This window comes from Streptococcus mitis, from assembly GCF_003942995.1.
GTDB lineage: Bacteria > Bacillota > Bacilli > Lactobacillales > Streptococcaceae > Streptococcus > Streptococcus mitis_CV.
Map to the genome: position 1 here is coordinate 46,754 of NZ_RJOH01000007.1, position 15,965 is coordinate 62,718.

The 15,965-nt window shown below is 40.0% G+C and carries 19 protein-coding genes and 1 other RNA gene; 5 read left to right on the forward strand and 15 right to left on the reverse strand.

Annotated elements, in window-relative coordinates; genetic code table 11:
* Positions 1 to 7: 7 nt before the first annotated feature.
* The 11 genes from D8836_RS05855 to D8836_RS05915 all read right to left on the reverse strand — a co-directional run bounded on the left by D8836_RS05855 (position 8) and on the right by D8836_RS05915 (position 8,137).
* Positions 8 to 1,591, reverse strand: coding sequence for a DEAD/DEAH box helicase (locus D8836_RS05855; protein WP_125393420.1), 1,584 nt, complete (start codon positions 1,589 to 1,591; stop codon positions 8 to 10).
* 10 nt (positions 1,592 to 1,601) lie between these two features.
* Positions 1,602 to 2,159: a hypothetical protein gene (locus D8836_RS05860; RefSeq protein ID WP_049542747.1), complete on the reverse strand. Its 558-nt coding sequence runs from the start codon at positions 2,157 to 2,159 to the stop codon at positions 1,602 to 1,604.
* A 13-nt stretch (positions 2,160 to 2,172) separates the two neighbouring features.
* Positions 2,173 to 2,910, reverse strand: coding sequence for a hypothetical protein (locus D8836_RS05865; RefSeq protein ID WP_049542750.1), 738 nt, complete (start codon positions 2,908 to 2,910; stop codon positions 2,173 to 2,175).
* Positions 2,911 to 2,912: 2 nt separating this feature from the next.
* Positions 2,913 to 3,335 (reverse strand): hypothetical protein, encoded by a 423-nt coding sequence (locus D8836_RS05870; protein ID WP_049500633.1) that lies wholly within the window; start codon positions 3,333 to 3,335, stop codon positions 2,913 to 2,915.
* A 45-nt stretch (positions 3,336 to 3,380) separates the two neighbouring features.
* Positions 3,381 to 4,499, reverse strand: coding sequence for an ATP-binding protein (locus D8836_RS05875; RefSeq protein ID WP_125393421.1), 1,119 nt, complete (start codon positions 4,497 to 4,499; stop codon positions 3,381 to 3,383).
* Positions 4,500 to 4,856: 357 nt separating this feature from the next.
* Positions 4,857 to 6,137 (reverse strand): AAA family ATPase, encoded by a 1,281-nt coding sequence (locus D8836_RS05885; RefSeq protein WP_125393423.1) that lies wholly within the window; start codon positions 6,135 to 6,137, stop codon positions 4,857 to 4,859.
* Between the two features lie 197 nt (positions 6,138 to 6,334).
* Entirely contained in the window at positions 6,335 to 6,520 is a 186-nt protein-coding gene (locus tag D8836_RS05895; RefSeq protein ID WP_049542761.1) for a hypothetical protein, read from the reverse strand.
* 7 nt (positions 6,521 to 6,527) lie between these two features.
* Positions 6,528 to 6,806, reverse strand: coding sequence for a helix-turn-helix domain-containing protein (locus D8836_RS05900; RefSeq protein ID WP_049542764.1), 279 nt, complete (start codon positions 6,804 to 6,806; stop codon positions 6,528 to 6,530).
* An 81-nt stretch (positions 6,807 to 6,887) separates the two neighbouring features.
* On the reverse strand, positions 6,888 to 7,670 hold the full coding sequence (locus D8836_RS05905) for a phage antirepressor KilAC domain-containing protein (RefSeq protein WP_049542766.1): 783 nt from the start codon (positions 7,668 to 7,670) through the stop codon (positions 6,888 to 6,890).
* Position 7,671: 1 nt separating this feature from the next.
* On the reverse strand, positions 7,672 to 7,893 hold the full coding sequence (locus D8836_RS05910) for a hypothetical protein (RefSeq protein ID WP_049542769.1): 222 nt from the start codon (positions 7,891 to 7,893) through the stop codon (positions 7,672 to 7,674).
* Positions 7,894 to 7,909: 16 nt separating this feature from the next.
* Positions 7,910 to 8,137 (reverse strand): helix-turn-helix transcriptional regulator, encoded by a 228-nt coding sequence (locus D8836_RS05915; protein WP_049542772.1) that lies wholly within the window; start codon positions 8,135 to 8,137, stop codon positions 7,910 to 7,912.
* A gap of 163 nt (positions 8,138 to 8,300) precedes the next feature.
* Here D8836_RS05915 and D8836_RS11385 point away from each other — a divergent pair, with 163 nt between their 5' ends.
* The 4 genes from D8836_RS11385 (at position 8,301) to D8836_RS05940 (ending at position 11,815) form a co-directional block, all read left to right on the forward strand.
* Complete coding sequence (locus tag D8836_RS11385; protein WP_053092733.1) at positions 8,301 to 8,678, forward strand: helix-turn-helix domain-containing protein; 378 nt, start codon at positions 8,301 to 8,303, stop codon at positions 8,676 to 8,678.
* Positions 8,647 to 9,759 carry an ImmA/IrrE family metallo-endopeptidase gene (locus D8836_RS05930; RefSeq protein ID WP_049542774.1) on the forward strand — a complete coding sequence of 371 codons (1,113 nt, stop codon included), beginning with the start codon at positions 8,647 to 8,649 and terminating at the stop codon, positions 9,757 to 9,759. The genes D8836_RS11385 and D8836_RS05930 overlap by 32 nt, the downstream gene beginning before the upstream one ends.
* Before the next feature lie 144 nt (positions 9,760 to 9,903).
* Positions 9,904 to 10,500 (forward strand): CD20-like domain-containing protein, encoded by a 597-nt coding sequence (locus D8836_RS05935; protein WP_049542779.1) that lies wholly within the window; start codon positions 9,904 to 9,906, stop codon positions 10,498 to 10,500.
* A 232-nt stretch (positions 10,501 to 10,732) separates the two neighbouring features.
* Entirely contained in the window at positions 10,733 to 11,815 is a 1,083-nt protein-coding gene (locus D8836_RS05940) for a tyrosine-type recombinase/integrase (RefSeq protein ID WP_049542781.1), read from the forward strand.
* 142 nt (positions 11,816 to 11,957) lie between these two features.
* On the opposite strand, the gene ssrA is transcribed toward D8836_RS05940, so the two are convergent.
* The 4 genes from ssrA to D8836_RS05960 form a co-directional block, all read right to left on the reverse strand.
* Positions 11,958 to 12,305, reverse strand: a transfer-messenger RNA (tmRNA) gene (gene ssrA, locus D8836_RS05945).
* A 61-nt stretch (positions 12,306 to 12,366) separates the two neighbouring features.
* Positions 12,367 to 13,002: an SGNH/GDSL hydrolase family protein gene (locus D8836_RS05950; RefSeq protein ID WP_125393425.1), complete on the reverse strand. Its 636-nt coding sequence runs from the start codon at positions 13,000 to 13,002 to the stop codon at positions 12,367 to 12,369.
* Position 13,003: 1 nt separating this feature from the next.
* A complete protein-coding gene (locus D8836_RS05955) occupies positions 13,004 to 13,831 on the reverse strand; it encodes an HAD family hydrolase (protein WP_125393426.1) in 828 nt (275 codons plus the stop codon).
* Between the two features lie 21 nt (positions 13,832 to 13,852).
* On the reverse strand, positions 13,853 to 15,178 hold the full coding sequence (locus D8836_RS05960) for a CapA family protein (RefSeq protein WP_125393427.1): 1,326 nt from the start codon (positions 15,176 to 15,178) through the stop codon (positions 13,853 to 13,855).
* A 174-nt stretch (positions 15,179 to 15,352) separates the two neighbouring features.
* Here D8836_RS05960 and def point away from each other — a divergent pair, with 174 nt between their 5' ends.
* The gene (gene def / locus D8836_RS05965) at positions 15,353 to 15,964 is read left to right on the forward strand and encodes a peptide deformylase (RefSeq protein ID WP_001272936.1); all 612 of its coding nucleotides are present in this window, start codon (positions 15,353 to 15,355) and stop codon (positions 15,962 to 15,964) included.
* The last annotated feature ends 1 nt before the right edge of the window (position 15,965 follow it).

Sequence of the window (15,965 nt, forward strand, 5' to 3'; positions counted from 1 at the left end):
CTCCTTCTTAATTTAGTACATATTCAGCTGGTCGCACGCTTGTCGGAACTCTCCAACCATTAGCTGCTATGCGATTAATCATATTTTTAGCTTCTTCGAACGGCCACATTCCCACACCTTTGAAACCGTATCTTTCAAGTAATCTGATTTGTTTAGGTGTTGTTAAACCTTCCGCTTGTCGCTTGTGTAATCTATCTAAATATAAAGCAGCCTTTCCAGCATTCGCGATTTCGTCAGGAAGTATGCCGTATTTCTCAAGAGCTTTAATTTGCTTATCACTAGCAGGTGCCAGCTCCCATCCGAAGTTAGGCACGTAATTCGACAAGTCTTCAGCATGGATAGACATTTCAAATTGCAACGGATCTACTAGTTTGCGTTTACGCTTGCGCATTTCTTCCAATTGTTTGGCCAAGGCTTCTTCACGCTGTGCGACGACGTCCTCGGTTGCCTTGACTTCCATATCTTCGAGGTCAAGCATTACACCAGTTTGCTCTTCCATGTTCTCAACCATTTTCTGAGCGACTTCTGGAGTCTCACAGATTAAATGAGCTGGACGGCATAGCTCGTGGCGTTCTGTATGCCAGAGGAAGTCTAGCAAGAGTAATTCTTCCTTCCCTGGATGCAGACGAGTACCACGCCCCACCATTTGAGAATAGAGCGCTCGCACTTTGGTAGGTCTTAGCACAACTACACAGTCTACTGATGGACAATCCCAGCCTTCTGTTAGAAGCATGGAATTACAAAGAACGTTGTAGCGGTCTTTCTCGAAGTCTTCTAAGATTTCTGCACGATCCTTGGACTCTCCATTGACTTCAGCAGCACGAAATCCTTTTGCGTTTAGGATATCGCGAAACTTCTGCGAGGTCTTTACCAGTGGCAAGAATACAACTGTTTTGCGGTCAGCGCATTGCTTGACCATTTCGTCCGCTATCTGTTCCAGATATGGATCTAATGCTGTTCCGACGTCGCTCGCTTTGAAATCGCCTGCCGACATACTCACATTTGATAAATCCAAACTTAGCGGAATTGTCAAAGCCTTGATTTTAGATAAATAACCTTCTTTGATAGCTTGGACTAGCGAATATTCATAAGCGAGGCTATCGAAGTAGGAGCCAAGGTTTTTCATATCTCCACGGTCTGGTGTGGCAGTCACTCCTAATACATCCGACATTTCAAAATAGCCAAGAACACGCTGATATCCATCTGAAATGGCGTGATGGGCTTCGTCGACTACAATTGTATCGAACCAATCGGGAGGAAATTGACTAAGTCGTTTCTCTCTCTGCATAGTCTGAACCGAACCGACGACGACCCGATACCAAGAACCAATAGAAGTATTCTCCGCTTTCTCTAAAGCCGTACCAAGTCCTGTTGCAGTCTTGAGCTTATCGCTAGCCTGCTCCAAAAGCTCTGACCTATGAGCAAGGACAAGCACACGCTTGCCCTCTCTCACTTGGTCTTCAATGATTTTTGAAAACACAATCGTCTTTCCGCATCCTGTTGGCAATACTAAGAGCGTGCGCTTGCGACCTTTAGCCCATTCAGCTTGAACAGCCTCCCGTGCTTCCTGTTGATAAGGTCTTAATTGCATCCCTTACCTCCTAGAATTGCCCAGCTTGATATCCTGCTTGTCCTTGCGGTTGTTGCGCAAAATTCGGTTGCTGTGGTTGCTGGTAGCTTGCTTGTGTAACTTGCCCTGGTTGTTGATTTAATACTTTTGTGTAATCAACATCTTCAGGATAGAGCATTGACTTAACTTCGTTATAATTATTTTCCTTGTACTGTCGAGTTCCGACTTTACATACACCGGTTGCGCCGATGATTGTATTCCAATTCATGCGAAGTGGTTCGCCTTTTTTCTTTTGGCCAATTGCAGCAAAGAAAGCAGATAGCATTCCTTCAGTTGAGCTGTGCAGGAATAAATTGTGACGCAATTCGGTTTCGCCTTCATTAGCTACAATCTTAATGCTGACGATAGCCTTGTTACACGCTGGCAATTTTCCGGGATTTTGTGGATTTGGCGTGTGGCGTGTGCGTTCCATACCGATTACTGTAAAGTGGTATAAACCGTCAGGTAGTAGGACGTATTCCGAGTCTTTTTCAATCGTATCTTCCCATCCAAATTCGCGTTCAAAGTTGTTGTATTGTTGTTGTGTCATGCTGTTTTTCTCCTTATGCTAAAATTGTGATTTTATCGTTGTTTGCAAGTTCTGTTTTTAAATAATCTGAGATGTTTTTAACAGCATCTAATTTCCATTTGCCCCCATCCGCTTCAAAGAGAGCTAGATTCGCTGATTTGTTAACTCTGAATACAAACTGACTTGCTGGTTGTTCTACTTCATTAAAGGTACGATATGGTCGTAAGGTTACTGGATTTGGAGTCTTAGCCTGTGCTAGACTTGCTACACCATCACGAACAGTCACCGTTTGTGTAACGCCGTTATCTTGAGCCTCTGCCCCTTTTTCGATTTTTAAGTGACTAGCAAAATCTAAAACTAGATTGCGGTCTGCATCATTGATAAACATAGATTGCAACATAATATTAAACTCTTCCTGATTACACCAATTACTAAAGGGGATAAATGGAACAGATGCCTTTACAGATACAAGTTGAGGACGTTTGCCATATTCAATATCCACTTGATCATACACAGAAACTTTTTGATAACTTTCTACCACCACTACAAGTCTATGACCACCGATAAAGTCGTTATCTGATTTGAGATAATCCACTAAACTTTTGAGCGTTTGAAGTTCAAGAGTCGGCGCATATTTGCGGGGGCTAAGTTCTCTGAAGTCATGCTTATTGATGTCAAAATATTCCTTCCCACTTGATGAAGAAATAATTTTATTTTCTTTATCTGCTAACTCAACTGCATAAGATAATGCTGCTTTAAGATTTTCTGTCATGGTTAGTTACCTGCTTTCTTTTTGTTGTAATCAATAATATTTGTATTTTGTTGTTCGACTTTTTCGATGAGTTCCCCAGTATCTGTTCTCATATCACCATTGTCATCAAAGTAAGTTTGCCCAGGGATACCACTTTTAAGTTCATTAGCGTGGATTTTACCAGCATCATCACGACCAACAATGACAGTTGTTGCAACACCTTTCTGCGGTGCCAAAGTAGATTTTACTTCCATACCTGTCTTAACGACAGTACGTTCATCATCTGTTGACATCATTAGTGTGATAGTAACCTTACGAGTTGCCTTAGCTTCCGTATTTGGATCCAGGATGTTATCAAGGACTTTTTCTAACTCTTTATCAACCTTCTCTTGTAAGGCTGTATTGGCGATTTTTGATAAATCGATTTTAATAGTTTTATCTTTCATAGATACCTCTTGTTATACCTTGCTATGATTTCTAATTCCCAAAATCTACACCGTAAAGGGCAATTCTGGTTCTTTTCTAACTTGATTTTCAATAACTTCCACAGTTGCTTGCCAATGAGCGACAATCATATCCCAGTAGTCAGTCGGGAAACTTTCAATAGGAGTCCCTAGTGGAAAATGCCCGCGAATGTAAGCGACTTTTTGAAGTTCTTCTTCCGTCACGTTACCTTGCGTCATGAGGTCTGTCAAACTCTTTGGTAAGTTCGTGTGATATTGTGCAGGCGTTGCCTGTGGTATGCCAGGAGCTTCATTTTGTGGTTTTTCAGCTACCTGTGACATATCAAGTGACAATTCCTCTTGGACTTGCTCAGGGGCTTGCTGTGTGGCCTGCTGAGGTTCTGGAGTGACTGTCTGAGGTTGCGATGGAATAGGTTGTGTTTGCTGACTCGCAAATATATGAGCGATACCAGCATAATGGAATGGCATTTCGTCGGGTAACCCATGTCGGTTCTTGGCATCCCACGCTGGCCGATGGTTGGTATACATGACACGCTCACCGCCCTGGGCTTTCTTTTTGCCGTTATCAGTTGTCATGACTAAGGTTTTGTAGTTGGCGAATAGAACCATGTCTGCCCATTCTTTTACGAGTGGCGCGGTCTTAGACCCTGTCTTTTGACCGAGCTTTAATTCATATCGATCGTACGAACCCATCTCGTCCGGTTGTTCAAACTTCTTGATTTGAGCGTGTGCAGTCAATACCACGTTGATCCCCATATCAACCAAATCAGACAAGCTATTCAAGAAACGTCCCATTTCTTCTTGGACATAGGTGTAACCTTTGCCCCAGCCAAAATCCTCAATCCCTTGCTTACCATGTTGCGAACAGATGTAATTAACTGCCAAAGCTTCAGCCCAATCGATCGTATCAATGACGAGTGTCCCACACTCAGTCGGATTTGCCTTAATAAAAGCAATCTCATTGATGAGCATGGTCCAGCTGGTCGGCTTGTCGAGTCGTGCTACATCCATGTTATCTGTCGAACCTTCTGTATCGACGAAGACAGCATTTGGAAATTCAGCAGCAAACGTGGACTTGCCAATTCCTTCCGGACCGTAGATAACTACCTTTTGAGCTCGTGCCCGTTTTCCTCTTGTGATTTGCATTATTCACCTCCAAAAATCCCTTCTACCAAGGAGCGTAAAAATTTTTCTTTATTGATATCATCAACATTCTGAAGCGGTTCGTTTGGTTCTTTTCCTTCTAATGTTTCAATTGAGAATTCAGCTNTTACACGAACTAACTCGGCTTCAAAAACACGAGCCATTCCTTTGTAAATATTTTCTTCTTTAATTAAGCGATCTTCTGGAAGAATCAAAGCATCGTTTACACATTCTACCCAGCTCGCTTCATAGGCTAGACGACCTGTCCGATTTTTATAATCTGATAAAAAATATCCTGTTTTTTTGTCACGTAATACGATAAAAGTTTTTTGTTGTTTCATGATTGTTCTCCTTTAATTTTTAAAATCCACCTTGCCATGTTTTAGGTGTTTGTGTCACTTCTGGCTTGACGCTATACCCGTCTTCAATCAGGATGCTACATTCATCTCCTGTTGATACACGAGTCGCGATTGCTTGCAAACCTTCTTGCTCAAGCCATGAACCAAATTCTTGTAGAGTCAGCTGATCCATTTGCTCCAGCTTGTCAATGAGTACGAAACCACACTCTAGCTTGAGTTTGCGCACGATTGCAGTCGCAACTTGTAATTGCTGGCTACCAGACATGTTATCCCAGCGCTGGCCAAGGTAGAGCAATTCGCCATCATCCACGGACAAACCAGGTAACGGTAAATCTGCGTTTGTAAGCAAGTCTGTCTTCTGCTTGCGGATGTCAGCAATCACATTATCAAGTTCCTTGTATTGCTCGCGATAACCCTTGGCATCTTCTTCTGCTTTATCCTTGTCCAGATTAGCTCGTACTTTACGATTGATTTCGTCAATCTCTGCGATGTTTTTTTCGATTTCTTCAGTTGATTCATCGAGAAGATCCATGGCATCGGTATTCGCGATAGCCAAGTCTTGAGCTAACTGACTTTCTTTTGTTTTCGCATCAGCCAGCAATTGCTCCAATCGTTCAACCTCTGCAGCTGCTGAGTCGTGTTGATTTTTGATAGATACCAAGTTCTGACGTTTGCGAGCATTTTCGCCATTCTTAGCAAGGATATCCTGTTGTTGTTGGATAAGCTCAGAGATAGAGACCAATTCTTTCGGTGCCTCTGGGTAGTAAGGTTGTTCTTTTGCGAACTTCTCCTTTTGGTCAGCAATCACACCGATTGCGTGGCGCTCATCGTATTTGGACTTTTCCTGCATCTCCAGTTCAGCCAATTGCGGACCAACTCCGATAATCTGCAACAGAGTTTTAGCCTTCTCTTTGCTGGTCTGCTCCATAAATTTTGGCAAGTTGATGGCCAGCTCTTCCACGAAGCTATCAAGTAAGTTTTGACCAGCCTTGTTGCCACTCGGGTCAATGACTTTGAGGGTGCTATTCTTTCCGCTACGCTCCACAATCAGGCCGTTTGATAGCGTGATTTTTAGGCTAGGCGGGATTGTACTGCCTTCTCTCTGAGCTTGGCTAGGCTTGTACTTGTTGCCACCCAACGCCCAAGCAATCGCGTCCAGCACGCTTGTTTTCCCCTGGTTGTTATTTCCACCTACGATTGTCAAACCAGTCGCCGACGGCTCTAATTTAACCGCTTTAACACGTTTGACGTTTTCAATTTCTAGTTTATTGATTGTCACCATCTTCTACTCCTTAACTAGCCCTACAGGCGGTTGCACGTCGTACGTAAATTNCTTATCTGAATTTCTCATATTCATCCGCGCGACATTGTTTGCCATCAGCTGGCGCTCTTTTTGTTTCATTTCAGCGTGGTCATCTAGTTTATTTACTAGAGACCAGAGCGCGATTCCGAAGATTGTCACAAAATAAAGATATTCCATCATTTTACGTTCTCCTTTTCTTTGTAGATTGCTACGATTTTTTCAAGATCAGCTATATGCTGATTTGCTCGTTGGTATTTTTCTTGAAGGTCAATCAATGCTCTGTTTAAATCCAAAGCTACGATTCTCCAGTCAGTGTTGATTTCTTTGGATAACCAGTTTTTTAATCTTACTAATAGATTCATTCTTCCCTCACTTTGCTAACTGACTTTGAAAACGTAGTACGTCGTTCATGTCATATAAATATTTACCGCCTTTAGCATTTTGCTGATAGCGGAATTTCCCTGCATCTCTGAAATCTTCAATTTTCTTACGACCCCAACCGGTCTTTTCTTGGACGTCTTTAATTGAAGCCCAGTTCGTGCCTCTTGCCACTCGTAATTTAGCTTCGGTCATAGCTTTCACATTTAACTGGACAAGTTCTTCTAGCAGTTCATTTTTGAAATCTTCCCCAAACAATTCCAAAGCCATTGGCAATTTCCTCCCTTTCGTGATATAATTAAGTTAGTTATTTTAGTAAGCGCCTGACTTGTTCAGGTGCTTTTTTTTGAATTAAGCCACATCTTTTTGCTCAATCAGTGGTAAAATTCCTTTTTTGTTTTTAAGCAGATCATAAAGAAACAATCGTCCCTTTTGAGTCCAGTAAGTATGCATCTTGCTATAGTCTGCATCAATTGTGTGAGTTTTTGATTGAGTATAACCTTTACCTGCGTACTTCTGATACAAAAGCCATGTACTACCTTGCTTGTATTGTACTTTAAGTTCATGCAAGATTTTATTCAGCTTCGTAGCGCTCATCCCGTAATCTTTAGCGATTACTGAAATCGGTACTAGTGATTTATTTTGCAAGACTAAGTCGTAATATGTTGCTTTCGGTTGTAGCTCTTGGATAATTTGATTCTTTTGAGCTACTTCTTCCTGCGCTTGTAAACGCAATTGTCGTTCTTCTTTTAGCTTCTGAAGTGCTGCGATTGCCATATCTGGATTCTCCAGCAAATCATCAATAGCGTACAAGCCATGCTTACGAATAGATTTCAAGATTTCTTTTACTTTTTTCTTGAACTCTTTTGCCAATGGTTTTCGAGATTGCATAAGAACTTCATAAAGTCCGTTCTCTGTTAAGAACCATACTTCTCTATTTTGACCTGAACGGAACAATGTTCCGACCAGCTTTTCGTCTTCATCGATTTTATCTAGCATTTTATTCACACTAGATACATCGTACTCAATCCATTCGGCTACATCCTTTGCGACAAACAGCGGTTCATCTGCTGTACCGTAAACTGTGAAGTGTTTTCCGAGAACTTCCTGCTCGTTAATGATAGTTAATTCCATATTATTCCTCCAGTGTTTCTTCTAAATAACCACTTTCCAATTCAACGATTTGGTCAATGATTTTGTGATAGGTTGACTCAGAGACTAGAATCGAAACTTTCTTTTGATGATTTACAAAAGTGTTCTGCTCTTTTTCTAACTTCTCTAGTCGATTTTCAATCGCAAGCAAGCGATTTTCAAAAGCTACCTCAAATGGTTGCTTATTTCGTACTACTTCCTCCATGGTTATCTCCTTACTCCTAAGACGGTAGTTTCAGAAAATCCGAAACGTTGTCTAAAAAAATATCGTCTACTGAAACATCTAGTGCGCTAGCTAGTTTTTTTATATTCTCATAACTAGCTCTACGCAATTTTTTGACATCATTTTCATAACTCATTATAGTGCGCGATGTTATGCCAGTTTCCTTCGCCAATTCCTCTTGAGTCATCCCACGAAAACGTCGCAAAGTTTTTAAGGTGTTCGCCATCTATTGCTCCTTTCTTGATTATGTCTTAATTATACACTTCGGTTTTTCCGAAGTCAAGCATTTTACTTCATTTTTTTCGAAATTTTTTTCTCTTTTTGTTTGTAACGTTTCGGATAAAGTGATATTATATAGTAAAAGAAAAATACGAAAGGTATTTCACGTCATGGAGAACCAAAATAATTATTTTGCTTCTAATCTTAAATTTCTACGTCAAAAATACCAAATGGAACAAATTGACTTAGCTAATAGATTGGGAAGAAAAAGTTCCTCTTCAGTAAGCGAATGGGAGAGAGGAAAGTATACTCCCAAAGCGGGCGTTTTAAATGATATTTCTAGAATATTCAATGTTTCGTTATCGGAATTGATGACCAAAGACTTATCTGACACTTCCTCCCCCCCAACCGAGACACCACAATTCAGAGCAATCCAACGTAAAGCTAAAATCCTAAGCGTTACAGATCAAGAGCGTTTATTGCAAATAATGGACTTAACTTTCCAAGATGTTTTGAATGGAGGTGGCGACGACGACCACGACTTCTAGAAATATCGATTACAAGAAATTAAAAAGCATAGCATATAGTTTTCTCAATCAATACACAAATGGTAGATTACCAATCGACCTACTTCATATTATTTCACAGCTTGACAATCTTCATCTTATGAAATACAGCACTCTTGCAAAAGAAAACAATATGGATATTAACGAAGTTTATCAACTTTTAAACAGTGAAGATGGTGCTTTGTGGTATAAATCTGATACCCAAACATATATCTTGCTTTATAATGATACTATTGATAATAAGGAGCGCATTCGCTTCACAATCGCTCACGAATTAGGTCATTATGTATTAAAACACAACGAAACGACAGACAAGACTATCTTATCACGGTATAGCTTATCCGAAAATGAGTATAAGACTTTTGAAACGGAAGCAAATTTTTTTGCAAAACATTTACTAGTTCCTTTTCCAGTTTTAGGTAACTACGCAATGTTTTTTCATTCTATGGATGATAGGTTTATTCAATCTGTATTTCAAGTTTCTTTTTCTGTAGCTAGTTATGTCCTCAAAAATATGAAATCGATGCAATCTTTTGGACTTATAAAAGACGGTCACGAGGTTGAAAAAAAATTCGCTAAGTATATAGCTACTAGTCAAAATACTAGAATTTGTAGAACTTGTTTTAGTAAAATTGATAGAAATTTAAAATACTGTCATATCTGCTCTACCCATCAACAAAAGGGAACAACAACTTTAGAAGCTTATTTAGAAAATCGAGAGAAAGAAAAATTACGTATGAGATACCCAAAATATGATTTAGACTTGGATGGATATCCAATTATCTGTCCTAGGTGCGAAAACGAAGAGTTGGATGTCAACAACTATTGTAATGTTTGTGGCATATACACAAGAAATATTTGCATAGGCGATTATGAAAGTAACTTCGACTCCCGTGGATATGCAATTCCAATTGTTCACTTCCTAGGAAATGGTTGCAAAAAAGTATTAGTTGGAAATTCTCGTTACTGTCCAGATTGTGGTGGGAAGTCGAGCTACTTTTTCCAAGGATTACTTAAAAATTGGGATTTAGAAAAAGACATTGACGAAGAACTACCATTTTGATTCTTTTTGTTACATAAAAAAAGCCCCACACTCGCAAAGTTTGGCGACTCTGAATCTACGGGGGCAAAGAAGAGTATTTATCATTAGTAAATTAAAAATATGTGCAACAACTGATTCACATTAAAAGCTGGGAGAGGTTTCATTATGAATGAAGAACGCAAAGTTTTAGGTATTTTGGCTATTATTTTCGGAGCAATCGCTCTATTTGGGTCTTGGATGCCTATCATTAACAACCTATCATTTGTTATTGCTATTTTAGCGCTTATATTAGGTTTGATAGGTCTAGCTATCAACAGAAAAAGACCAAAAATGTTGGCTATCATTGGTACAGTCTTAGCAGTTGTGTCAATGGTTATTGTTATCGCTACGCAATTGATGTATGCTCGTGCTTTGAATAATGCTGCCAAGAATGTGGAAGAAACTGTAAGTTCAGTAAGTTCTTCATTCGAAGCATCACAAAAAGAAGAGGATGCTAAGTTTAACTGGACAAAAGAACAGTTTGACGCTCTTCAAATGGGTGATATCATGAACTATGGTGCTGGCGGAACTAACTACGACGATATTGTTAGCGTTCATGGAGAGCCAAACAATATAAACACTACTACTGTCAATGATCATGAAAGTAGAACGATTTCATATTCTTCAGCAGGAACAAAAATCCGAAGTGTTACTTTAACATTCAGCAAACAAGCAGATGGTGCTTACTTATTAACTGCAAAAGTTGGCATCGGCTTGGAATAAGTTTGAGTTTATGATATAATTAAGTTACTTAGAGGCGAGCCCTCATATTTTTAAACTTTGCACCATAGCGTGCCAGGGGAAGTAACTTAACCGTTGCTTCCCTTTTTAAAAACAAAAATCCCCACACTCAAAGTTTGGCGACTCTGAGCGTGAGGATGTACTGTATAAGGAAACGACCATTAAAAAGGTAGTTTTCTTATACCCATTTTATCAAGAAATGAGGTGAAAATCAATGGAAATAAAGTCTTATAAAAAGAAAAACGGAGAGACGGCTTTTGGTTTTAGAATTTACGTCGGAAAAGAAAACGGAAAAGACAAGTATATTAAACGAAGAGGATTTGCGACTAAAGCTAAAGCAAGAGCAGCACTACTTCAACTTCAGGAAGATATAGAAAGCGGAGAACAAAGCAGGAAAGAAATCACGGTTGAGGAAATCGCAAAAAAATGGCTCAAAGATTATTCCGAGACAGTGCAAGAAAGCACCTACATCAAGACATCTAGGAATTTCAAGAATCACATCTATCCAGCTTTCGGCAATAGAAAGATAGCTACGATAACACCACTTCAAATGCAGGAACAAGCTAACGAGTGGTCGAAGAAACTGGTCTATGGCCGTAAATTAAAGGGGTTGATGAATAATGTTTTTAAGTATGCAATCAGACATGGTTACATTGATACCAATCCAGTAGACAGCGTGATTACATCAACAAGAAAGAAATCAGATAACAAGAGCGACTTCTATAGCAAAGACGAACTTAAAAAATTTTTAAAACTTGTCTCCAAAACAAAGGATCTAGAGAAGATAACTCTATTCCGTCTTCTGGCCTTCACAGGGGCACGAAAAGGGGAGATTTTAGCCCTTGAATGGAATGACTGGACAGATAATACTCTTGACATTAATAAGGCCATTACAAGAGGTTTTGCAGGCGAAGAGATAGGCAATACCAAAACGGTAAGCAGTAATCGACTAATCAGTCTGGACAAGAAAACAAAAAGTATTTTGAAAAAATGGAAAAAGCAAAATCCAAACACCAAATACATTTTTGAAAATGAATTTAAAAAGCCAATTCCAAGCACTCTTCCTAGAAAGTGGCTTATCAAAATTGTGGAAGGTAGCGACCTACGTCCAATTAAAATCCATGGATTCAGACATACACATGCCAGCCTTTGTTTTGACGCTGGTATGACTTTGAAGCAAGTCCAACATCGGTTAGGACATTCCGACTTGAAGACGACCATGAACGTTTATACTCACATAACTAAGCAAGCAAAGGATGACATCGGAGAACGCTTTGCCAATTATATTAATTTTTAAACACAACAGACCTTCTTCAAAAAGAGGGTCTGTTTTAGGGTCTGTCTTTTTCGCAAAAGAATACCAAGGAATACCAAAGACAAAAATAAAAAACGTTGATTTAACAACGTTTTACCAAGGAATGCAAAAGAATGCAAAGGAATAATGGAGCCGGTGGGAGTCGAACCCACGTCCAAACACCTGCCAACATATTTGTCTACAACCATAGGTTATGTATTAGTTTAACAGTCCCTCGACACATAACTCAAGCCTAGAAACTGCGAGTCTATCAATCTCTTATCAAGCCGCTAGACAAGACTTGATCGTATCTCGCTAATAATAAGACCTGTCATTGAACACGAGCAATCCAAATCGGGTCACGCCTGCTGGTTTTTAGGCAGCTAGAGCGTAAGAAGTGTTATTTTTTGCAGTTATATTTAACTGAGCGTTTACGTCGCCACACGAGTCGCAAAATATGCCTCATAATGCCTGTCGAATCCGTAACGACCCCAAAAGACAGTAAAACCATTATACCTTATCTAACACAAAAATGCAAAAAGGAAATCAATTAACTACAAAAGATAGTCTTTCAAGGCTTTTGTCAAAACCTGATAACCAGCAACACTGAGATGCAGTCCATCAGTTGTATATTCTTTTTTGAGTTGGCCTGCCTGGTCTGTCAAACTATCAAAAACTGGAACAAATTCTACCTGCATATAGGCAGAAGCAAGCTCTTGATAGGCTTGATTCCATTTCTGAATTTTTTCATTCGTGCGGATATAGACTGTTTGCTTGTACTCCTCTCCCTCATTGACTGGCAAAATAGAAAGCAATTTAATCTCAGCCAATGGATAATCGCGAGCAATAGACTGTATGATAGCTTCGAGATTATTGAGAGTCTCATTCACAGGCACATCTTTTCCGATATCATTTGTCCCAATTAAAAGGACAATTTTATCTACTGCTCCACCGTACAGATGCGCATCTAGATTTTCTAATAACAGCCCTGTCTGATAGCCACGAATTCCTCGATTGACAATCGTCTTCGAAGTCCCAAATAGTTCCTGCAGAGGATAATATTCGACAATGGAATCCCCAATAAAAAGAATATCTGGCTCTACAACAGAAACCTGATTTAAGTGACGATACTTGGTTTGGATTTTTTCTTGTTCCTTTAGTAACCAATTTTCTAATAACTGTACTGCCACTTCATTCTCCTTTTTCTAACCAGTTTTCCAAGACTTGGTAAACTCCTCCTTGGCTGTTGGCTGGCGCTAGAGCCGTCGCCACAGCTTTGGCTTTATCATCAGCATTTTCCATCGCATAGGCAATTCCAGCCATTTCAAGCATTTCAACATCATTTTCACTGTCACCAAAAGCCATAATTTGTTGAGGGTTCAAGTCCCAACGCTTGAGTAATTCTTCCAATCCCCATGCTTTATGAATTCCAGCTTGAAGGATATCAATGCAACCATAGCCACTCGATACAGCCCGAACACGGCCATCAAAGAGGTCATTGATTTCTTCCAAGACCGAATTCAACCGTTCCTCACCAACAACCATACTCATCTTGAGAACACCATCAAAGAGGTCAGATGTTAACTCATCCACAAATTGCATCCGTTGGTAGAATTTTTCAATCATTTCTGGAGTCATAAAACTTTCAAGATCTGTAAAAATCGTACCTTCTTTGACGAAACCACCCTTCATCCCCGTCACAACAAACTGATCCTGACACGCTCGACCCTTGAAATGAGCCAAAGCCTTATCGACAATGGCATCATCCCAAGTCTGAGACTGAATCAATTCATTGTTTTCAAAAATGCGAGCACCGTTTGCAACAACCAGAACCACTCGATCCACCAAGTGCTCCAGTAGTTGCCTCATGCGGTGAATTTCATTCCCAGTCGCGATGACAAAACGAATACCCCTTTGATCCAACTGATCTAAAATCTTTTCCAAGCGTGGAAGATCAAGCTGGCCTCTAGCATCCAGCAAGGTCCCATCCATATCTGTCGCAATTATTTTAATCGTCATTTACTTCCCTCTGGATTCAAGCTAATCCCACTTCAATCCTACATGTTCGTTCATTTCTTTATAAGCTGTATCAATTCGTTCCTTAGTCGCTTCATCCAACTGGTCACGATGACTGCCACCCTCGATAAAGTCTTCTAAGATATAAGTTTGGTAAAGGAAGAGTGGATAACCTTCTGGAGAATAGGTTCCTTTCGGTGTACGATTTACCCAAGAAGGATGTGCTTTAGCAGTTTCGATTGTCGTCTTGCCATCCTTTTTCTTAATGGTCACATCCATAAGAACACCACGCTCTGTCCACTTAGCATTTTCTTCATCTTGCATGGTTTCAATTCGTTGATTGGAAATGAAGTTCCCCATTGAATAGATAATGAGTTTCTTATCTCCATCTTTTTCAACCGTTTCAGATGGTTCCACAACGTGAGGGTGCCCACCAAAGATAATATCCGCTCCCCAATCAATCATCTTGTGATAAAGAACCTTTTGTTCTTCAGTTGGTTCCAAGCGATACTCCACACCCATCTGAGGCATGATAATGGTGATATCCGCTTCCTTTTCTGCCCGTTCAATTTCGGCCTTCATCTTGTCTTCATTTAAGTCTGAAAGATAGCGGTTATAGTCATCTTGAGAAATACTTTGCTCAATTCCGTTAAATCCATAAGAATAAGCCAAAAGTGCAACCTTGATACCGTTGACTTCCTTAATAACCAGAGGTGCTTGATCACGTGACTCATGCGTATAAACGCCAATAGGTGTCATTCCAGCCTTTTCAATAGCATCTGCTGTTGAGACCACACCTTCTATTTGTGAATCTAGGATATGGTTATGCGCCAAGTCTAGCACTTGATAACCGGCATCCTTGATGGCATCCATAACTTCGCCAGGCGCATTAAAGAGAGGATAACCTGCCAAATAGTGGTCCTTGTTCACAGTGCCTTCAAAATCACCTATAATCAGATCTGCTTGTTTGAGCCATGGTTTCACATAGTCAAAATTTTCATGAAAATCATAGGTTCCATCTTCTTTTAGGGCAGAACGATAAATCGGAATATGATAGAGGAGGTCCCCATTGGCCATAATTCTAGCAGTTTTTTCCTCTTCCTGATCTTTAGCGTTTTGATTGGTCTTATTAGCTTCTTGAGAAATGGTATCCTTTTTTTGACTGGTCAAGGGGATTCCTTGGAAGCTTTCAAACAACAAGACCAAGCCCATTGATAAAGCAACTGCTAGCAAGAGTATCGCCACAAATCCCTTATTACTCCACTTGCGATAACTCCTTAAAAAGTTTACCAAGCCCTTCATAAAACGAAAAGCTGAACCACGCTGATTTCTATCTTGTCTTCTTTGCATCTTCATTCTCCCTACTTTCTTATGCAAGCCTTTTCTTTTTATTATATCACAGATAAGTAATTCTTTCACAATTGAATCGAACCTACTAGGCATTTTCTATAAAAGCTCGATACCGTAATGCTTCCAATCCTTGTCATTTTGTGTTATCATGTAGAGGTAATGAAAGGAGAGAAAATGTCTGCTATAGAACGTATTACAAAAGCTGCTCACTTAATTGATATGAAAGATATTATTCGCGAGGGGAATCCAACTCTACGCGCAGTTGCTGAGGAAGTCACTTTCCCCCTATCTGACCAGGAAATCATTCTCGGAGAAAAGATGATGCAATTCCTCAAACATTCCCAAGATCCTGTCATGGCTGAAAAAATGGGACTACGCGGTGGTGTTGGACTTGCTGCTCCCCAGTTGGATATCTCAAAACGCATTATCGCTGTTTTGGTGCCAAATATTGTTGAAGAAGGCGAAACTCCAGAGGAAGCCTATGACTTACAAGCCATTATGTACAATCCAAAAATTGTCTCTCACTCTGTTCAAGACGCTGCTCTTGGCGAAGGAGAAGGCTGCCTCTCTGTTGACCGCAACGTGCCTGGCTATGTTGTTCGCCATGCCCGCGTTACTGTTGACTACTTTGACAAAGATGGAGAAAAACACCGTATCAAGCTAAAAGGCTACAACTCCATTGTTGTTCAACATGAAATTGACCACATTAACGGTATCATGTTTTACGATCGTATCAATGAAAAAGACCCATTTGCAGTTAAAGATGGTTTACTGATTCTTGAATAAA